15 protein-coding genes and 1 pseudogene are annotated in these 18,299 nt (G+C 51.9%); 8 read left to right on the forward strand and 8 right to left on the reverse strand.

The window, feature by feature from the left end:
- Positions 1-50: 50 nt before the first annotated feature.
- From PSCS_RS09955 to PSCS_RS09970, 4 genes and pseudogenes are all read right to left on the reverse strand, one after another.
- Positions 51-644 (reverse strand): ABC-type transport auxiliary lipoprotein family protein, encoded by a 594-nt coding sequence (locus PSCS_RS09955; protein WP_068811958.1) that lies wholly within the window; start codon positions 642-644, stop codon positions 51-53.
- On the reverse strand, positions 641-1,558 hold the full coding sequence (locus PSCS_RS09960) for an MlaD family protein (protein ID WP_068811959.1): 918 nt from the start codon (positions 1,556-1,558) through the stop codon (positions 641-643). The genes PSCS_RS09955 and PSCS_RS09960 overlap by 4 nt, the downstream gene beginning before the upstream one ends.
- Positions 1,559-1,657: 99 nt before the next feature.
- Positions 1,658-2,428: pseudogene (locus PSCS_RS09965) on the reverse strand (ABC transporter ATP-binding protein); the annotation flags it as partial.
- Entirely contained in the window at positions 2,422-3,537 is a 1,116-nt protein-coding gene (locus PSCS_RS09970; protein WP_068811960.1) for an ABC transporter permease, read from the reverse strand. The pseudogene PSCS_RS09965 and the gene PSCS_RS09970, both read right to left, overlap by 7 nt.
- A gap of 82 nt (positions 3,538-3,619) precedes the next feature.
- On the opposite strand from PSCS_RS09970, the gene alkB reads away from it, so the two are divergent.
- On the forward strand, positions 3,620-4,291 hold the full coding sequence (gene alkB / locus PSCS_RS09975) for a DNA oxidative demethylase AlkB (RefSeq protein WP_068811961.1): 672 nt from the start codon (positions 3,620-3,622) through the stop codon (positions 4,289-4,291).
- A 53-nt stretch (positions 4,292-4,344) separates the two neighbouring features.
- Here the strand turns inward: alkB and PSCS_RS09980 are convergent, their stop codons facing one another.
- The gene (locus PSCS_RS09980) at positions 4,345-6,792 is read right to left on the reverse strand and encodes a heavy metal translocating P-type ATPase (RefSeq protein ID WP_068811962.1); all 2,448 of its coding nucleotides are present in this window, start codon (positions 6,790-6,792) and stop codon (positions 4,345-4,347) included.
- Positions 6,789-7,196, reverse strand: coding sequence for a Cu(I)-responsive transcriptional regulator (gene cueR, locus PSCS_RS09985; RefSeq protein ID WP_397387303.1), 408 nt, complete (start codon positions 7,194-7,196; stop codon positions 6,789-6,791). Before cueR ends, PSCS_RS09980 begins: the two co-directional genes overlap by 4 nt.
- Positions 7,197-7,327: 131 nt before the next feature.
- Here cueR and PSCS_RS09990 point away from each other — a divergent pair, with 131 nt between their 5' ends.
- Both PSCS_RS09990 and PSCS_RS09995 read left to right on the forward strand, forming a co-directional pair.
- On the forward strand, positions 7,328-7,528 hold the full coding sequence (locus PSCS_RS09990; protein ID WP_068811963.1) for a YqaE/Pmp3 family membrane protein: 201 nt from the start codon (positions 7,328-7,330) through the stop codon (positions 7,526-7,528).
- A gap of 15 nt (positions 7,529-7,543) precedes the next feature.
- Entirely contained in the window at positions 7,544-8,200 is a 657-nt protein-coding gene (locus tag PSCS_RS09995; protein WP_068811964.1) for a DUF2959 domain-containing protein, read from the forward strand.
- On the opposite strand, the gene PSCS_RS10000 is transcribed toward PSCS_RS09995, so the two are convergent.
- Both PSCS_RS10000 and PSCS_RS10005 read right to left on the reverse strand, forming a co-directional pair.
- Complete coding sequence (locus tag PSCS_RS10000; RefSeq protein WP_068811965.1) at positions 8,201-10,183, reverse strand: sensor domain-containing diguanylate cyclase; 1,983 nt, start codon at positions 10,181-10,183, stop codon at positions 8,201-8,203.
- Between the two features lie 85 nt (positions 10,184-10,268).
- Positions 10,269-11,576 carry a sigma-54 interaction domain-containing protein gene (locus tag PSCS_RS10005; RefSeq protein ID WP_068811966.1) on the reverse strand — a complete coding sequence of 436 codons (1,308 nt, stop codon included), beginning with the start codon at positions 11,574-11,576 and terminating at the stop codon, positions 10,269-10,271.
- Between the two features lie 204 nt (positions 11,577-11,780).
- Between PSCS_RS10005 and PSCS_RS10010 the strand changes: the two genes are divergently transcribed.
- The 5 genes from PSCS_RS10010 (at position 11,781) to PSCS_RS10030 (ending at position 18,297) form a co-directional block, all read left to right on the forward strand.
- A complete protein-coding gene (locus tag PSCS_RS10010; protein WP_068811967.1) occupies positions 11,781-13,154 on the forward strand; it encodes a cytochrome ubiquinol oxidase subunit I in 1,374 nt (457 codons plus the stop codon).
- Positions 13,154-14,146, forward strand: coding sequence for a cytochrome d ubiquinol oxidase subunit II (locus PSCS_RS10015; protein WP_068811968.1), 993 nt, complete (start codon positions 13,154-13,156; stop codon positions 14,144-14,146). Before PSCS_RS10010 ends, PSCS_RS10015 begins: the two co-directional genes overlap by 1 nt.
- Positions 14,147-14,367: 221 nt before the next feature.
- Positions 14,368-15,249, forward strand: coding sequence for an MBL fold metallo-hydrolase (locus PSCS_RS10020; protein ID WP_068811993.1), 882 nt, complete (start codon positions 14,368-14,370; stop codon positions 15,247-15,249).
- 13 nt (positions 15,250-15,262) lie between these two features.
- Positions 15,263-16,558, forward strand: coding sequence for an NAD(P)/FAD-dependent oxidoreductase (locus PSCS_RS10025; RefSeq protein ID WP_229694630.1), 1,296 nt, complete (start codon positions 15,263-15,265; stop codon positions 16,556-16,558).
- Between the two features lie 17 nt (positions 16,559-16,575).
- Positions 16,576-18,297 (forward strand): SulP family inorganic anion transporter, encoded by a 1,722-nt coding sequence (locus PSCS_RS10030; RefSeq protein ID WP_068811969.1) that lies wholly within the window; start codon positions 16,576-16,578, stop codon positions 18,295-18,297.
- Positions 18,298-18,299 lie beyond the last annotated feature (2 nt).

Below are 18,299 nucleotides of genomic sequence, written 5' to 3' on the forward strand. Positions count from 1 at the left end.
CGGGAAGTCGAAATAAGCTGACGAATTCCGAAAAAGTGGCTATTTAAGTGCTAATAAGAGTCTGCTACCCATTGTGTCAGTGCCGGAGCAATCTCTTTGCTTGCCTGGGACAATGCCTCGGCAGCGTCTTCTGCACTGTTACCGGATAGAGGGGCTTCGGCTCGAAAGCGTCGGCTGGCGATAATGCGCCGGGTGCTGGTATCCACCAGCATGGTGTCCAGCTGAATAATCGCCAGCCAGGGCTGCTGATCGCTTCTGACGTGAAAAGCAGACAGCCGGCTATTCAGTTCGCGATCGGCTTGCAACCCATCACTATCGCTACTTATGCCAGCAATACGCTGATCTTCCCAGAACATGTTGAGCAGCCATTCACGCCATAATGATGGGATGTCACTTTGCCAGCGTGCCCCGCCAAAGGCCTGAAAACTCAGCTCGCTATCCTGAATCAGCAAGGTGCTGGTGGCCAGCATGTCAGAGGTTTCTGGTCTGACAATGCGCAGGCCGCCATCGTGCTCGGGTGTTGCGGGTCGAGTATTCCAGTTCGCTGGTTCGAGTGTGAAAAGGCGCACGGATTGCGGCTCCGGCAGTACAGAGCAACTACTGAGTAACACCGCCAGTAAGATAAGGCCTGATCGATACATCATGGGGTATATTCCTGAATGGATTCGCCGCCCAGCAGGAAGTTGCCGGGGCTGTTTTCAAAGTCTCGAGCCATCCGGTTAAAGCGGGCCATGGTGTCGCGCAGATCGCGAATGGCTGGGTCCAGCCCGGTCAGGCTTTGCATACCGGCGTTAACCGCCTCGGCATTTTCATTTACCAACTGGTCCAGCCGTTCAACCAGCTGGTTGGCACTGGCAACGGAGGCTCGGGTTTCTTCCAGTATGGCACTGGTATGGCCTGCCGTTTCTGTCTGGATTTGTGTGACCAGCTTACTGATATCACGGCCTGCGGTGGCCATACTGTCCAGCGCTTCATGCAGACTTTCCTGTTCCGCCGCCAGGGACTGAGTCATGGCGCTGAGATTACTTAATACATCACTGATATGAGTGACATTGTTGTCAGAAAGAATATTGTTGCCGCGACCGACCAGTGAAGAGAGCTCCATCAACAGCTCATCCGCATCACCGCGCAACTGTTCCAGAGAGGAAGGTTCAGCAACAATAACCGGTACACCGCTGGTTGTTTCCAACAGTAAAGGGCTCTCTGGCATGCCCTGGGACAGTGATATGCCGGCCGCCCCGGTGATGTTCAGCAGTGTCAGGCGGGCGGCGGTATCTGTTTTGATAGGGGTGCGACCATTCACCCGGATGCGGGCCCAGACCTGGCGGGGATCCTCGGGGTCCAGGCTTAAGGTGCTGACCTCACCGACCCGGATACCATTGTATTGCACCGGGTTGCCGACACTTAATCCGGAGACGGCTTCCCGGAATACGACATCGTAATTGTCAAAGGCCTGATCGCCATCGCTTTGGCTGAGCCACAGCGCAACTGCCAGCAGCGCAGCAATGCCGCTTAGGGTGAAAAGGCCGATAAGTATGTGGTGTGCCCGTGTTTCCATGAATGTACCCTGCTAATCGTTAGTGCGCCGTGGAGGTGAGCCAAAGCCATCGGATTTCACGTGCGACCCACTAGATGCCGTGTTGTCGTCCGTGGGGTAACTTTTTGCTGTTGCCCGCCCGCGAGGGCCAGCAAAGTATGACTGTATCCACGAATCGTCGGTTTGTGCAACTTCGGCCAGTGGTCCGACCACTAAAACCTGTTGCTGTGACAAGACGGCGATACGGTCACAGGCTGCGTGCAAGGAGTCCAGGTCGTGTGTCACCATCAGTACTGTCAGGCCAAAGGCGTCGCGCAGCGTCAGCAGCAGTTGATCAAAGGCAGCCGCACCAATGGGGTCCAGCCCGGCTGTTGGCTCGTCCAGAAACAGAATATCCGGGTCTAATGCCAGCGCTCGCGCCAGTGCTGCCCGTTTGATCATACCGCCAGACAGATCGGCCGGGTAGAGGTCACCCGCATGCGGCGGCAGACCGGCAATGGCAATTTTGACAGCTGCGATATCAGCAGCCATCCGAGTAGACAGACCGCGATGCTCTATCAACGGCAAGGAAACATTCTCTGTCACCGTCAGTGAAGAGAATAAAGCGCCTTGCTGAAACAGGACGCCGATGCGTTGCCGAATCTGCAACCGTTCTGTTTCATTGGCACTGGCCATATCACTGCCAAACAGACTGATTTCACCGGCAACGGGGCGTTGTAAGCCGACAATGCTTCTTAACAGCACGGATTTGCCGGTGCCGGAACCACCAACAATACCCAGGATTTCTCCAGGCCGGACATCCAGGTCAAGATCACGGTGAACATAACGGCCATCAAAGGCATTACTGAGGCCACGAATACTGACAATAGCATTGTTGTCCGGGTTCACCATCCCATCTCCATATAAAACAGGGCGGCGATGGCATCGACCACAATGACAAAGAAAATCGACTGAACCACGGCAGAGGTTGTGCGCTCACCAACGGAGCGGGCACTACCGGTAACTTTAAAGCCCTCCAGGCAACCGATCAGGGCGACGATAGCTGCAAATAAAGGCGCTTTGGCAAGACCGAGCCACATATGGCGAATCGGGATTTCCTGCAGGATACCGAGGAATCTGGCCAGACTGATGTCCAGGGAGAGGATAGCGACTGCTGCACCACCTGCCAACCCGGACATAATGGAGAGGAATGACAGCAAAGGCATGACGATAAGCAAGGCGATGAAGCGGGGCAGGACCAGTATGTCAATCTGGTTCAGGCCCATTACCTCCAGAGCATCGACTTCTTCATTCACTTTCATGGCACCAATTTGAGCAGTAAATGCACTCGCGGTCCGTCCCGCAAGCAGGATGGCCGCCAGCATGACACCCAGTTCACGCATGAATGCGTAGGCGACCAGGTCGACCGTGTATTGTGTGGCGCCGAATGACTCAAGGACAGTGGCCCCCAAAAAGGCCACCACGGCACCAACCAAAAAATTGAGCAGGGCAACGATGGGAACGGCATTCAGCCCTGCCTGGTGCATTTGCACCGTCAGCGCTGTCAGTCGCCAGCGCCACGGTGTGAGCAGTGTGACAGCAAGCCGGGTCAGGGTCAGACCAAAAAAACCAAAGAATTGCATAGTTTGCCGGCAGGCATTGATGACCTGTTCGCCTAGAGAAGCAATTTGATCAATCAAGGAAAAGCGAGTACTTACTTTCGCTTCTTTGTCTTCTGGCATATGGCGGGCGACACTAAGTAACAACCCTCGTTGTGATGCGGAGAGACTTTCACATTCACTGACCAGTTCAGTCACCCGGGCTGACCCCAGCAATTGCACCAGCAGCCCCGCACCTGCTGTATCAATGCCTGTCAATTGACTGGCATCCAACGCGCTGATAGTGGAGTCTGGCACAATAGCATGGCGGTGGAGTTGAACATAGTTGTCCAATGTCCAGTCCCCGCTTATGACGAGTCGTGTCGGGTTGGCAGGGTCTGTCGACAGAGGTGCTGTCGTCATGAAAGGCAACTTCCGAATGCAATCGAATCATCATAGTATCGGGGCATGATCACGGGATCAAGACAGACATTGCAGGATTAACATGCAACAGCAGAGCGATTTTTTTCTTAGTACAGACCAGGATGAGCAACTGGCTATTGGCCCCGGCGCTTTTTGTTTTAAAGGCGCGATCATCCAGGATGGCGTCGAGATTATTCGGGCGGTTAACGATGTTGTGGCCAAGGCCGAGTTTCGCCACCTGATAACACCAGGCGGGCGGCGCATGTCTGTCGCTATGTCCAACTGCGGTCGTCAGGGTTGGGTATCTGATCATGCAGGATATCGCTATCAGACCACTGATCCACTGACCGGTAATGCCTGGCCCGTGATGCCGCGTATTTTGCTGGCAACTGCACAGAGTCTGGCTGCGCGTGCAGGGTTTGGCAATTTTAATCCTGATGTCTGCCTGATCAACCGATATCGCGCCGGTGATCGTATGGGGCTGCACCAGGACAGAGATGAAGGCAATGTCACAGCACCCATTGTCTCGCTATCACTGGGGTTGCCGGCGACATTCATCTGGGGTGGATTACAAAGATCCGGCCCCACTCAGCGATTTATTCTTGAACATGGTGATGCCGTTGTCTGGGGTGGCGAAGATCGCTTGCGTTTCCATGGAGTGGCGCCGCTGAAGGCAGGTGAGCACCCACTGACCAAAGATTGCCGGATCAACATCACCTTTCGCCAAACAGGCAGCCTGGATACATGCAGGTGAATGCCGATCAACACCGTATGCTCTCCCAGCAGGACCAGCAGGGCATACAGGTGTCACGTGGCAAGAGAAACGCGGCGCAGCCGCAGTGCATTAGTAATCACAAACACGCTGGAGAAGGCCATGGCTCCGGCTGCCAGCATGGGAGATAACAGCAGCCCGGTCACTGGGTACAGCATGCCTGCAGCAACGGGAATCAGTGCTGTATTGTAGGCAAAGGCCCAGAACAGGTTTTGGCGAATATTACGCAAGGTCGCCTGGCTGATGGCGAAGGCGTTTACTACGCCATTCAGATCATCTCGCATCAGCACCACGTCGGCTGATTCAATTGCTACATCAGTGCCGCTGCCAATCGCAATGCCGACATCTGCGGCTGCCAGCGCTGGCGCATCATTGATGCCGTCCCCGACAAAAGCGATGGTGCCGTGGCGCTTCTGCAGCCGTTTTACGTTGTCGACTTTACCATCGGGAAGCACGTCGCCGAGTGCCTCATCAATACCAAGCTCAGATGCAATGGCCTCAGTGGTCGCCTGGGCGTCACCACTGATCATGACGACATGAAGGCCCAGTTCATGCAGGGACTGAATTGCTGATGCACTGCTGTCTTTGATCGGATCAGCCACCGCGATCAGCGCTTTTAATTCACCGTCCACGGCCAGACAGACGGTGGTCTGACCTTTAGCATTGAGTGCGGCCAGTGTCTCATCAGCATTCCCCAGGTCAATCCCGACTTGTGTCATGTAATGCGGGGCACCGATGTTTATGGCCTGTCCGTTAACCCTGGCCTGAATGCCTTGTCCTGTCGCTGATTGAACATCTGTCGCTCGCGGCAGAGTCAGGTTCTCATTTTGAGCTGCGCGAACGATAGCGTGTGCGATCGGGTGCTCTGATGCCTGTTCTACGGCAGCAGCAATACCGAGGAGTGAGGATTTGTCATCACTGCTGATGGGAATCAATGACTGTAAGGCTGGCTTACCAATGGTGACGGTGCCCGTTTTGTCCAGGGCGACGACCTGCACCTCTCGCAATTGCTGTAACGCCTGGCCTTTGCGAAACAGCACACCGAGCTCTGCTGCTCGTCCCATGCCGACCATGATGGAAGTTGGTGTGGCCAGACCCATGGCACAGGGGCAGGCAATGATCAGCACGGCGACAGCATTTACCATGGCCATCGCCAGGGAAGGGCCTGACCAAAACCAGATCACAAAGGTCAGCACAGCAATGGACATGACCACAGGGACAAACACAGCTGTGACTTTGTCTACCAGTGCCTGAACAGGCAGACTGGTCGATTGCGCATCTTCAACCAGGCGGATGATGCCAGCCAGCACGCTATCGTCACCGACATCAGTCGCTCTGATCAACAGGCTGCCGCTTTGGTTGACGGTACCGCCAACGACTTTGTCGCCCTCGCCACGGGCAGCCGGTTCAGGTTCACCGGTCATCATGGATTCGTCGACATAGCTGCTGCCTTCAATGATCACTCCGTCCACCGGGATTTTCTCGCCGGGACGGATCAGTACCTGGTCATCGCTTTGCACCTCAGCGATATCAATATCCAAGTAGTCCTCTCCCTGTTTAACCCTGGCTTGCCGTGCCTGGAGGCTCATCAGGTGGCGGATGGCGTCTCCGGTGCGTCCTTTGGCCCGGGCTTCCAGCCAGCGTCCGGCCAGTATCAGGGTCACGATCACGGCTGATGCCTCAAAATAAACGAAACGCGAAGATTCAGGGAGTAACTGGCCGGCAAAAGTAGCTATCGTCGAATAACTCCACGCCGCCAGGGCGCCCAGCGCAACCAAAGAGTTCATGTCAGGGCTGCCCCGAACCAGCAGCGGCAAACCGATCTTCAGGAATCGCCAGCCGGGAATAAACAGGACGACGGAAGCCAGCGCAAATTGCACTGTCCAGTAGGCAGACTGATCCAGCTGCTGCAAAATCCAGTGGTGTAGCGGCGGATAGAGATGGCCACCCATCTCGGCAATGAATATGGGCAAAGTCAGTATGGCCGCTACCAGTAAATCCCGTCTTAAAGCGCGTTGTTCCTCTTCTCGGCGATCCGGCCCGGGACTGTTTTGCTCAGAGCGTTTGATGTGCGCCTGATACCCCTGGCCCGCAATGGCCTTGATCAATGACTGAGTGTCAGGGGCTTTCGCAAGCAGCTCCACGGTTGCTGATTCTGTAGCCAGGTTGACCTGTGCCGATACTACTGAATCCAAGCTCTCCAGTGCAGACTGCACGCGATTAACGCAGGATGCACAGTGCATGCCTTCAATCTCCAGGCGAAGGGTTTGCGTTGGTATCGCAAGGCCTGCCTCAGACAAGGCTTGCTGAGCGTTTGACAGGGTAGCTGCAGAGGACAATTCTGACTGGAACGAGGCAGTCTCACTGGCCAGGTTGACGGCGACATGGCTGAAACCATCGACAGCTGCCAGTGCTTTTTCCGCCCGACTGACGCAAGAGGCGCAGTGCATGCCTTGCACGGGTATACGAACATCCTGGCTCATGATGCCTCCATAGAATCGATTTTCTTTAAGATGGCGCAATCGGGATTATTGCCGCCGGGGCACTGGCTGATCATTTCTTGCAGCATGGAAATCATTTGTGTCAGTCGTTGTTGCTGTTCATGCAGCTCCTGCAGGTGATCTTCGGCAACCGATTTCACCTCACTGCTGGCGCGTTGAGGGTCATTGCGCAGATGCAGCAAATCGCTTATCTGAGCGGTGGAAAAACCCAGGTCGCGTGCATGTCTGATGAATATCAAAGTAGAAATCGCCGCCGGCGTGTACAGCCGGTATCCTGAGTCACTGCGGGTAGCCGGCTCAATCAGGCCGATCTGCTCATAGTGGCGAAGCATTTTGGCACTGACGCCACTTTGCCTTGCTGCCTCTCCAATGTTGATCATCGACATCGTGATTCCTCACCTGTTAATCAGGTACGATTGATAGTTGAACTGAGTTTCAACCTTGACACTATGTCAAGGTCAAGCAAAGTTTTGCAAATGCCGTTAAACTTGGCAGGACGTACCATTGAGGACATGACATGCGATACCTGTTAGCTTTGTTGCTGCCGCCGGTTGCCGTATTTCTTTGCGGCAAGCCCTTTCAGGGTATTCTGAATATTATTCTGACCCTGTGCTTCTGGGTACCGGGCATGATTCACGCCGTGCTGGTTGTTCACAATCACCTGGAAGACAAGCGTGCCGATCGCATCATCAAGGCGGTTGGCAGTCATAAACGCTAAGGGAGACGTTAAACGATGATCAATCGCAAATTTGGCCTGCGAGGCTTAATGATATTAACACTCGCCGCTGCACTGGCATCATGCCAGTCAGCTTATTACGGCACCATGGAAAGGTTGGGCGTACCGAAACGGGAAATTATGGTCAGCCGCATTTCCGAGGCGCAAGAGGCGCAGGAAGAAGGTCAGGAACAATTCAAGGATGCCCTGGAGCAATTCCGTAGTGTGGTTAATTTCGACGGTGGCGAGCTGCAGTCAGTTTACGATCGTCTGGATGCGGAGTTCCAGGACAGCGAAGCGGCGGCTGACCGGATCAGAAACCGAATTCGTGCGGTAGAAGATGTGGCTGATGCGCTGTTTGATGAGTGGGAAGACGAGCTGGATCTGTATTCCAATGAAAGCCTGCGTCGTGACAGTGAGCGCCAGTTAGCAGATACGCAGCGTCGTTATCAACGCTTGTTGACTGCCATGCAGCGCGCGGAGGCAACCATTGATCCGGTCATGGATAATTTGCGCGACAATGTGCTTTATTTAAAGCACAACCTGAATGCACGAGCGATTGCTTCAATTCGCGGTGAGCTGGACACCATCAATGCCGATGTAGATCGATTGATTGAGGCCATGGAAGCCGCAATCGCAGAATCAGATCGGTTTATCAGTGAAATGCAGGTCTGATCATTCGCAACATACCTGGTTACGTCCGGCATCTTTAGCCTGATATAACCGGGTATCTGCCAGGTTCAGCAGCTCATCAAGTTCGTCTATATCACGCTTTGGCATCGTTGCCACGCCTATCGACACTGTCATCTGTAATGCCACATCGTTGCTGAGACGAGTGTTGGTATTGGCGATATGCTCCCGTATGCTCTCAGCTTTTTGCAAGGCCTCTTCTTTACTCGCACCAGGCAAAAGCACGACAAACTCTTCTCCCCCAAAACGTGCCAGGATATCACTTTTACGTAATTTCTCGGCACAGATGTGTGTCAGAGATACCAGTGCAGTATCACCATCAGTGTGCCCATAAGTATCATTGATTTGTTTAAAATGATCGATATCCAGCAGCAATACAGAAACCGGTGATGACTCGACACCTTTTTTACCCATTTCCTGTGAGGCTAGCTCCCAGAAATACCGGCGATTGAAGACCCCGGTTAACGGATCAGTCCGTGCCTGTTCCTTCAAGGCATCTTCCAGTTCTGCCTGTTCGCTGAAATCCTGGACGCTGCAACGGCTCAGTACCAATGCCCCACTGCCATTGAAGCGAGGGGTAAAGGAGCAAACTGATGGAATGGCTGCACCATTTTTTGCTTTGATGGTCAAACGTCGTTGCTTGATACGCTTTGGCTGTTGATCACCTGATTTTAGTTTTTGCAGATCAAAGGCGCCGGGGTCGTCCAATAAATCACTCAAGCGCATTTTGCCAATCATTTCCTGTTTCTTATAGCCTACCAGGTCCACCAGAGCACGATTGACCCGTTTGACATAGCCATCCGCATCAAATGTCAGATAACCGATCGGTGCGTTGTCATAGAGGTCTTTCATCTCGCGGATGAAATGGGTACGCGTCGCGCGATACCGTGTCACCAGAAATGCCTGTATGAGACAGGCGGCAACCAGTAACGTCACGAGTAAATAACCCGCCCAGCTGCGGAAAAATGTCCCGTCCATACGACTGGAGAAATCGGTCTGAACCACAGCGTACCAGCTACCATTCTGTATGCTGGGCACAACACCCAGGTCAGTGGCATAGCGTCCGTCCAGTGTCTGTTCATCTGCCCCGGCAGGTTCGATGCGTCGATAGCTGAAGGACAGTTCACCTTCGTTATAGAGTCCATTGTCATTAGATTGCATGGCGCTCCACAATGGTGACTTCCAGTCTTCCATCGTCAAGGAAGGCTGCTCCGTTTGCCAACCCCACTCATTTTCACGTTCGTGGTTGGACATCCAGTAGCCATCGGTATTGAGAAGCATGCCACGTTCGTCTTCGCGGAACAGGCTACGGAAACTGTTCAGTAAATGATTGGCCTTATAGTTCAGAACCAGCAATGCGCTGGTATTGGGGATATCGGCTGCTACGCGTTCTACGATCCGAATGACGGGCTGGTAAGGGATTTCAACCTGGCCCAGTTCGACATTCAGTTCCAGGGGGGAGATGTAGACTTCTTCATTAGCGAGCTGTTCGCCCTGGGTAACGTAGTCACGGCCTGATTTATCCTGCAGTTCGGAAACAGGCACAACATGGGCAGTTGAGTCCTCATAATTAATCCGGACCATTTCCATGCCATCCAGTGAAATGAGTCGGATTTGATCGTAATAGCCATAGCTGTCAGCGAAAGTGGCCAGGGTGTTTTCCAAAGCCATTCGTGCTTCAACGTTATCAGGTGCCTGCAAGAACGCTTCAATATCATTCAGCTCAGCCAGCAGGTGGGCATCCTGGACGGCGCGCAGCAATTCAACATTGATCAGTTGTTCTGCCATGTCCAGACCATGCCCATGACTGACCAGCATTCTTTCACGCAAGCCGGACTCGAACACACGCTGCACGATGCCCAGTACCAGAAACAAGATAAGCAATGAGCCTGTTGACCAAAGTATAAATTTTCTGAAATAAGCAGACAGTGGCTGGTATTCGAACTCAGTCTTGCTTGATTTGGCCATGGGAGGAAATCCAATATTGAATCAGTTTGTTAGGTTATAACAATTATTCACGCTGCTCAAAGCTGAAAACGTATGGAGGGGCAGCTTATTCGGCTAGTTTCCGATAGAGCGAGCGTACGCTTATACCCGCTATTTGAGCTGCTTTATGCTTATTTCCTGCACAATAACGTAAGAGTTCTTCGAGGTATCGGGTTTCACTTGATTTGAGATCAGGATAATTAAGATGTTCTTCTGTGTCAGATAATTCTGACATGCCAGGCTGCTGTGTCGTGGAGCGAGCAATAACTGACTCATCAATGATATTGGAATGTGCAAATATGGTTGCGCGTTCCAGTATATTGCGAAGTTCTCGAATGTTTCCTGAAAAAGAGAGTGTCTGTAAGTGGTTAACTGCAGAGCCTGTTAGACGATAGCGGGCGCCAGGATTGAGTTTTCTGATAATGGATTGGGCGATCAGAGAAATATCATCACGACGGTCCCGCAAGGGCGGCAGTGTAATAGGGAAAGCATTGATCCGGTAATAGAGATCTTCCCGGAACTCGCCTTTTTCAACCATGGATAACAAGTTTTTATGGGTAGCACAGACGAGTCGGAAGTCGGCCAGTTTTGGTTGTGTACTGCCGACTTCACGGTAGCTGCCAGTCTCCAGTAATCGCAACAGCTTGACTTGCATAGTAAGCGGAACGTCGCCGATTTCATCCAGAAAGAGTGTGCCGCCTCGAGCTGATTCGAGTAAACCGGGTTTGTGATTCACCGCACCAGTAAAGGCGCCTTTGACGTGCCCGAAAAGTTCACTTTCAAATAATGTATCAGTTAACCCAGCGCATTCCACTGTCACCATGGCACCATGGGCCCGAGGGCTCGTGTCATGAATAGCTCTGGCTGCCAGCTCTTTGCCGGTGCCAGATTCTCCCAGCAGCAAAACAGATGTTTCATGTGATGCAACCAGGTTGATTAATTCGAGCATGTGGTTGAAAGCAGGGCTTTGCCCGACCATGTGCTCACTGCTGATTTCTGCGCTGGCATTTTTTACCGGTTTGAGTATTTCAATGAAATAACGCAGCTTCCCTTTCCTGTCTTTGAGAGGCAGCATTTCAACATCAATATGCTCACGTCCCCGCGGTGTGTTGTGGATATGCAGCACACGTTCACGTTCGCCGGATTGTGTGCAGGCGAGCAATGGGCAGCTTTCGCCAGCCTGGTCACAGGGCCGGTCATACCCATGAGAAACCCGGAAACAATTATCCCCATAGGTGATTTCACCAAAGGTGTCCTGATAAAGCTGGTTGTTCGCCAGGATCTGATAGTCAGGCGTCAAAAGGATAGCGGGATGGTCAAGACCATCCAGCAAGGAACGAAAGTCCAGTTCACTGTCGCTTGCAATTACATTCATTAGTTTGTCATTTCTGTCAGTAATATTGTCGATAATGACATGACCTCGCTGTTTTAGACAATCAGAATGATCCAGAGCAAGCGGGCAGAGGTCGATAACGTATAGTGTTTACTGATTTGCCAGCCATTGTTGTAGGATGGCACAGGCATTGCTGTATTGCTCAGGTATCAATGTCTTTGCTTCGTCTGCATCCGGGAGGAACTGGTGGATATCGACCCTTTTGTGCTGGCTCGCATCCAATTTGCCGCAAATATCAGCTTTCATATTTTATTTCCGGCAATTTCAATTGGTCTTGCCTGGTTTCTGCTTTTCTTCCGCATTCGCTTTACCCAAACAGGGGATAAGGCCTGGGAGTATGCCTACTTTTTCTGGGTAAAAGTCTTTGCCCTCACCTTCGCCATGGGGGTGGTCTCTGGTATCACCATGAGTTTCCAGTTCGGGACAAACTGGCCGGGATTTATGGAAAAGGCCGGTAATGTAGCTGGGCCGTTATTGGGCTATGAAGTACTAAGTGCTTTTTTCCTGGAAGCTTCCTTTCTTGGCATTATGCTCTATGGCAAAAACCGGGTATCGAACAACATTCATCTGATAAGTACGTTTCTGGTCGCCTTTGGCACAACCCTGTCAGCTTTCTGGATACTGAGCCTGAACTCCTGGATGCAAACACCAACCGGGTATTTCATTGAAGATGGGCGGGTCATGGTTGATAGCTGGCTGGCCGTTATCTTCAACCCTTCGTTTCCTTACCGTTTCACGCATATGTTACTGGCATCGGTACTTACCTGTGCTTTTCTGATAGCGGGTGTGAGTGCCTGGCGGGCATTGAAAAAGGTCGATGGGCCGGCGACCTGGAAGGTCATGCGCACCGGTGTCATGGTGGCCGCCATTGCCGCGCCATTACAGATTCTGGTCGGCGATATGCACGGACTGAATACCCTGGAGCATCAACCCGCGAAAGTCGCCGCCATGGAGGCTATCTGGGAAACCGAGCGTGGTGCGCCTTTTACGCTGGTTGCGATGCCGGATGAAGAGGCTCGCAGCAACCGTTTTGCGGTAGAAGTGCCCTATGCAGCCAGCTTGGTATTGACTCATCACATGGATGGCGAGGTGCAGGGTTTGAATGACTTTGAGGGTGATCACCCGCCGGTGGCGATGGTCTTCTGGTCGTTTCGGGTCATGCTACTGGTTGGGGTGTTGATGCTCTGTGTGTCGTGGTGGGCGGCGTGGCGGCTGCGAAAAGGCAACCGCGCGGATCGCCTGGTACTCAGAGCGCTTTCCCTGATGACATTCTCTGGCTGGGTCGCTGTGCTGGCCGGTTGGTATGTGACAGAGATTGGCCGACAACCCTGGATCGTTAGCGGTGTGCTTCGGGTTCAGGATGTCGTCGCTGGCCACAGCGCTGCAACTGTTGTCAGTACACTGTTTGGGTATGTATTGCTATATGTGCTGTTATTGATCTCGTATGTGGCAGCTGTAAGACGTCTGGCGACCAAACCCGCTGAGTCATTGGCCATGGGACCCGTTGTATTTACAGAGGATAGTCATAGTCGTCAGCAAGCCCAAAAGGGGGGGGCATAATGGAATTCTGGTTACCTGTTATCTACATGGCGACTATGGGTCTTGCCCTGCTGATTTACGTTATTCTCGATGGTTATGACCTGGGTGTTGGCATGTTGTTGCCATGGGCAGAAGAAGACGAAAAAGACACGATGATTGCGTCAATTGGCCCATTTTGGGATGCCAATGAAACATGGATCGTGTTGGGCGTGGGGATATTATTGATTGCCTTTCCCATGGCACATGGCATTGTGCTGACACATCTGTATATCCCGGTAACGTTAATGCTAATCGGGCTGACATTGCGCGGCGTTGCGTTTGACTTGCGGGTTAAAGCTGGTGACCACCGCAAGGGGCTGTGGAATCGGGCTTTTTTTGCTGGCTCATCGCTGGCATCACTTTCCCAGGGCTGGATGCTCGGCGCGTATGTGACAGGGCTGCAATCCAATCTGACCAGTTACCTTTTTGCTGGATTGATCGCGCTGACATTACCCGCTCTCTATTTTGTGCTTGGTGCTGCCTGGCTGTTGATGAAAACGGAGGCAGACCTTCAGCAGAAAGCGATTAAATGGGCCAGGGTCGCTATTTTGCCAATGGGTGTTGGTCTTCTGCTGATCTCAATTGCCACACCACTGGTCAGCCAGACCATTGCCGATAAATGGTTTACCTGGCCAAATTTGTTGATGATGTCACCCATTCCGATATTCACAGCGGCCTGTTTCGGGATCATGCTGTGGTTGTTAAAAAACCCAGCCCGTGTCGAGCAAGGGCAGGGCTGGATTCTCTATGCAGCCACTGTTGCTGTCTGCCTGCTGGTGAGCCTGGGGCTGGGGTACAGCCTGTATCCCGATATCATTATTGGCCAGATGACCATTTGGGAGGCCTCGGCTTCTGTCAAGTCATTGCTTTTTACCTTGTTCGGTGTAGCCCTGACGCTGCCAGCCATCATCGTCTATACCATTGTGATTTATCGCATTTTCCACGGTAAAGCGGCGGATCTCAGCTACGACTGATTATTGCCAGTTTTGTCATAACCGTCTGTCATTTTTGACATACGGAAGACCAAGTGTTGCCTCTAAAAATATAACTGAAGACAAAGATGTGTAATTATTTTATCTAATATCAATATGTTAGGTTTGTTTTCGGAAAATAATAAAGTTGGTACGAATACTGATAGGTAGTTGTTAAGACATCACGATTAACTGAGATAAGCGAGGTAATGGTTATGCGCACAATGCCCGAAACGAACCTGAATTGCAGGCCAGAGGTCGTTCCTTTCTTTGATGAGGATACCAACACCTTTTCCTATGTTGTTAAAGACCCTGCATCGAATGCCTGTGCCATTGTTGATTCCGTGATGGAGATAGATTATGCCGCAGGCCGCCTCTCTCTGGATGGGGCCGATAAGATCATTGATTATGTGAAGCGTCATGACCTGAAAGTTGAATGGTTAATTGAAACACATGTCCACGCTGATCACCTTTCAGCTGCGCCCTATATCCAGGAGAAAGTAGGAGGCAAGCTGGGTATTGGAGCGAAGATCACTGTTGTGCAGGAAACCTTTGGAAAGATTTTTAATGCCGATACAGAGTTTGCTCGTGATGGTTCTCAGTTTGATCATCTTTTTGAGGACGGTGATGAGTATATGGTCGGAGAAATGCGGTGTTTTGCTATCCATACGCCTGGTCATACACCCGCATGCATGACGCATGTGATGGGTGATGCTGCCTTTGTTGGTGACACTTTGTTCATGCCCGATGCAGGCACGGCGCGAGCCGATTTTCCAGGAGGTGATGCCCGGGTTCTGTATCAGTCGATAGATAAGTTGTTGTCGTTGCCAGACCAGGTCAGGTTGTTCATGTGTCATGACTACATGCCTGGTGGGCGAGAAGTGGAATATGAAACTACGGTAGGTGCCCAAAAAGCAGCCAATATCCATGTGCATGCCGGAACCACTGAGCAGCAGTTTGTTGAGATGCGCGAGGCAAGGGACGCTACGCTGGATATGCCACGACTGATTCTGCCTTCGCTTCAGGTCAATATGCGCGCAGGCCATCTGCCAGATGCTGAAGACAATGGCACGGTATATCTCAAGCTGCCACTCAATGTGCTTTAACGGGAGAATCAACATGACAAACAATACTGAACAAGTAGCGACAGTAACACATGATCTGACCCGGAATGGCCGTGCGGAAGAATCTGCTGATGTTGTCATTGTGGGTGGTGGCGCAGCCGGAGGGGCGGTTGCAGCGAGTTTGCGCAAGCGTGATGGCAACATCCGAATCAGCATTATTGATGCAGCAGACGTTCATTATTATCAACCTGGCTGGACCATGGTCGGTGGTGGCATTTTCTCCGCTGAAGATACAGTACGAACGATGGCATCCTGTATCCCGGATGGTGTGAACTGGATCAAAGCTGAGGTGGCAGGGTTTATCCCGGAAGAAAACGTCGTTGTACTGGTTGATGGCCGCAGAGTGCACTACGAGAGACTGGTAGTTGCTGCTGGCATCAAGCTGAACTGGGGTGGCATAGAAGGATTAACAGAAACCCTGGGCCGAAATGGCGTGACATCAAATTACAGATTTGATCTGGCACCTTATACCTGGAAGCTGGTACAGGAACTCAAATCAGGTCGGGCCCTGTTCACTCAGCCACCGATGCCAATCAAGTGTGCAGGTGCCCCCCAGAAGGCCATGTACTTGTCGGGCGATTACTGGAGTAAAAAACAGCGTCTGAATAACATTGATATCGAATTCTACAATGCCGGTGCCGTGCTGTTTGGTGTGAAAGATTATGTCCCGGCATTAATGGAGTATGTCGAGAAATATCATGCTCAGCTTAAATTCAATCATAAACTGATCAGGATTGATGGCGAGAAGAAGACAGCCTGGTTCGAAGTCAGTGATGGTGAAGGAAATACAGAAACCGTTAGCCGGGACTTCGACATGATTCATGTGGTGCCGCCGCAAACGGCACCTGACTTTATCAGCAACAGCCCATTGGCAGATGAGGGCGGCTGGGTGGATGTGGACCAGTTCACCTTGCGGCATAAACGTTATGAGAATATCTGGTCATTAGGTGATGTAATGAATGCACCTAATGCAAAAACAGCGGCAGCAGCACGTAAGCAGGCACCGATTGTTGCTAATAATATGATGGCTGATATGGGTAAAGGACCAGGCGTGGCTCATTACGATGGTTATGGCTCCTGCCCGTTGACAGTTGAGCGTGGAAAAATTGTTCTGGCTGAATTTGGGTACGGCGGAAAATTGCTGCCCAGTTTTCCAACCTGGGTGTTAAATGGCAAGAAAGCCACGTCACTGGCCTGGCTGATGAAGGAACAATTAATGCCGCCACTGTATTGGCACGGTATGTTAAAGGGGCATGAATTATTAGTAAAACCCAAGCCGGTCAGCAAGTAATCCGGTGAGCGCATTTAATGAAGCGTAGCCTTGCACAGTTTATGCCCATACTTGACTGGGGGCGAACCTATAACCGTCAGACAGTCAGTAGTGATCTGCTAGCAGCCGTGATAGTCACTATTATGCTGATCCCTCAGTCATTAGCATATGCGCTGCTGGCCGGTTTGCCTGCCCAAGTCGGTTTATACGCCAGCATGCTGCCGCTAATCGCTTATGGCATCTTCGGCAGTAGCCGCACTTTGTCGGTTGGCCCTGTTGCCGTGGTTTCATTAATGACAGCGACAGCTATTGGCCAAATCGCTCAGACCGGGACGATAGGTTACCTGCAGGCAGCCATGTTGCTGGCATTTATGTCAGGCGCATTTCTGCTGTTGATGGGGTTGCTTCGCATGGGCTTTCTGGCAAATTTTTTATCTCACCCGGTCATAGCTGGATTTATAACCGCGTCAGGTATCCTTATCGCTTGCAGTCAGCTTAAGCACATTCTTGGCATAGAAGCTCATGGTGAAAACCTGCCGGTATTGATCAGCAGCCTGATAAGTAATCTGTCAGATGCAAATCTGGCAACCGTAGCCATTGGTGTTCCGGTAGTGTTGTTTTTATTCTGGGTGCGCAGTGGTCTGGCCAGGGTTCTGCGAGCAGTTGGTCTGTCGGCCTATGTCGCTAACCTGATTGCCAAAACTGGCCCGGTAACAGGTGTGCTGGTGTCCAGCTTTGTTGCCTATCGCTTTCAGCTAGGTGAACAGGGTGTCGCATTGGTTGGGCAGGTACCAGTTGGCCTCCCGGTGCTGAGTGTGCCGGACTTGACTCATCCTGCCTGGCGACAATTACTGGTGTCGGCCATTTTTATTTCTGTCATTGGCTTCGTAGAATCCGTATCAGTGGGACACACACTGGCGGCAAAACGGCGCCAGCGAATTTCTCCGGACCAGGAACTGATCGGGTTGGGTGCGGCTAATATTGCTTCATCGTTTAGCGGTGGCTACCCGGTGACGGGCGGTTTTGCCCGTTCTGTAGTGAACTTTGATGCGGGTGCACAGACCCCCGCAGCTGGCATGATGGCAGCCGTCGGGATTGCCCTGGCCGCTTTGTATTTAACACCCTTGCTGGCATGGCTGCCTAATGCCACGCTGGCGGCAACGATCATAGTGGCGGTGCTGTCTCTGATCGATCTGTCCATTTTGAAACGCACCTGGGTGTATGCCAAATCGGATTTTGTCGCGGTGACAACAACGATTGTGGTGACACTGACCATGGGTGTGGAAACTGGTGTTGCCTGTGGCGTGCTGGCATCACTTGCGCTGCATTTATTCAAAACGTCCCAGCCGCATATTGCTGTGGTTGGCGAAGTGCCGGGAACCGAGCATTATCGCAACGTGAACCGGCATCAGGTTGTGACTTATCCGTCTATTCTATCGATCCGTATTGATGAAAGTCTGTACTTTGCCAATGCAACTTACATCGAGGACCAGATCTATGAACTGCTGGAGAAGAAGCCAACAGTTAAACATGTCATATTGATGTGCACTGCTGTGAATGAAATAGATTTAAGTGCCCTGGAGGTTCTTGAATCCGTGAATCACAGACTTATGGATTCAGGTATAGATTTACACCTTTCCGAAATCAAAGGCCCGGTGATGGATGTGCTGGAAAGAACCCGTTTCATCGAAGACCTGAGTGGGAGGGTATGGCTGTCTCAACATCAGGCTGAACAATATATTATTAAGCATACACAATGATA

The sequence above is a fragment of the Pseudohongiella nitratireducens genome, assembly GCF_001642735.1.
In the GTDB taxonomy this organism is placed as follows: Bacteria; Pseudomonadota; Gammaproteobacteria; order Pseudomonadales; family Pseudohongiellaceae; genus Pseudohongiella; species Pseudohongiella nitratireducens.

Bases quoted from the DNA above. Each gene is read 5' to 3' on its own strand.
- PSCS_RS10000 (WP_068811965.1), bottom strand. From the start codon at position 10,183: ATGGCCAAATCAAGCAAGACTGAGTTCGAATACCAGCCACTGTCTGCT.
- PSCS_RS09990 (WP_068811963.1), top strand. From the start codon at position 7,328: ATGCGATACCTGTTAGCTTTGTTGCTGCCGCCGGTTGCCGTATTTCTT.
- PSCS_RS10030 (WP_068811969.1), top strand. From the start codon at position 16,576: ATGAAGCGTAGCCTTGCACAGTTTATGCCCATACTTGACTGGGGGCGA.
- PSCS_RS09995 (WP_068811964.1), top strand. From the start codon at position 7,544: ATGATCAATCGCAAATTTGGCCTGCGAGGCTTAATGATATTAACACTC.
- PSCS_RS10025 (WP_229694630.1), top strand. From the start codon at position 15,263: ATGACAAACAATACTGAACAAGTAGCGACAGTAACACATGATCTGACC.
- PSCS_RS09970 (WP_068811960.1), bottom strand. From the start codon at position 3,537: ATGACGACAGCACCTCTGTCGACAGACCCTGCCAACCCGACACGACTC.
- PSCS_RS10020 (WP_068811993.1), top strand. From the start codon at position 14,368: ATGCCCGAAACGAACCTGAATTGCAGGCCAGAGGTCGTTCCTTTCTTT.
- PSCS_RS09980 (WP_068811962.1), bottom strand. From the start codon at position 6,792: ATGAGCCAGGATGTTCGTATACCCGTGCAAGGCATGCACTGCGCCTCT.
- cueR (WP_397387303.1), bottom strand. From the start codon at position 7,196: ATGTCGATGATCAACATTGGAGAGGCAGCAAGGCAAAGTGGCGTCAGT.
- PSCS_RS10015 (WP_068811968.1), top strand. From the start codon at position 13,154: ATGGAATTCTGGTTACCTGTTATCTACATGGCGACTATGGGTCTTGCC.
- PSCS_RS09955 (WP_068811958.1), bottom strand. From the start codon at position 644: ATGATGTATCGATCAGGCCTTATCTTACTGGCGGTGTTACTCAGTAGT.
- alkB (WP_068811961.1), top strand. From the start codon at position 3,620: ATGCAACAGCAGAGCGATTTTTTTCTTAGTACAGACCAGGATGAGCAA.
- PSCS_RS10005 (WP_068811966.1), bottom strand. From the start codon at position 11,576: ATGAATGTAATTGCAAGCGACAGTGAACTGGACTTTCGTTCCTTGCTG.
- PSCS_RS09960 (WP_068811959.1), bottom strand. From the start codon at position 1,558: ATGGAAACACGGGCACACCACATACTTATCGGCCTTTTCACCCTAAGC.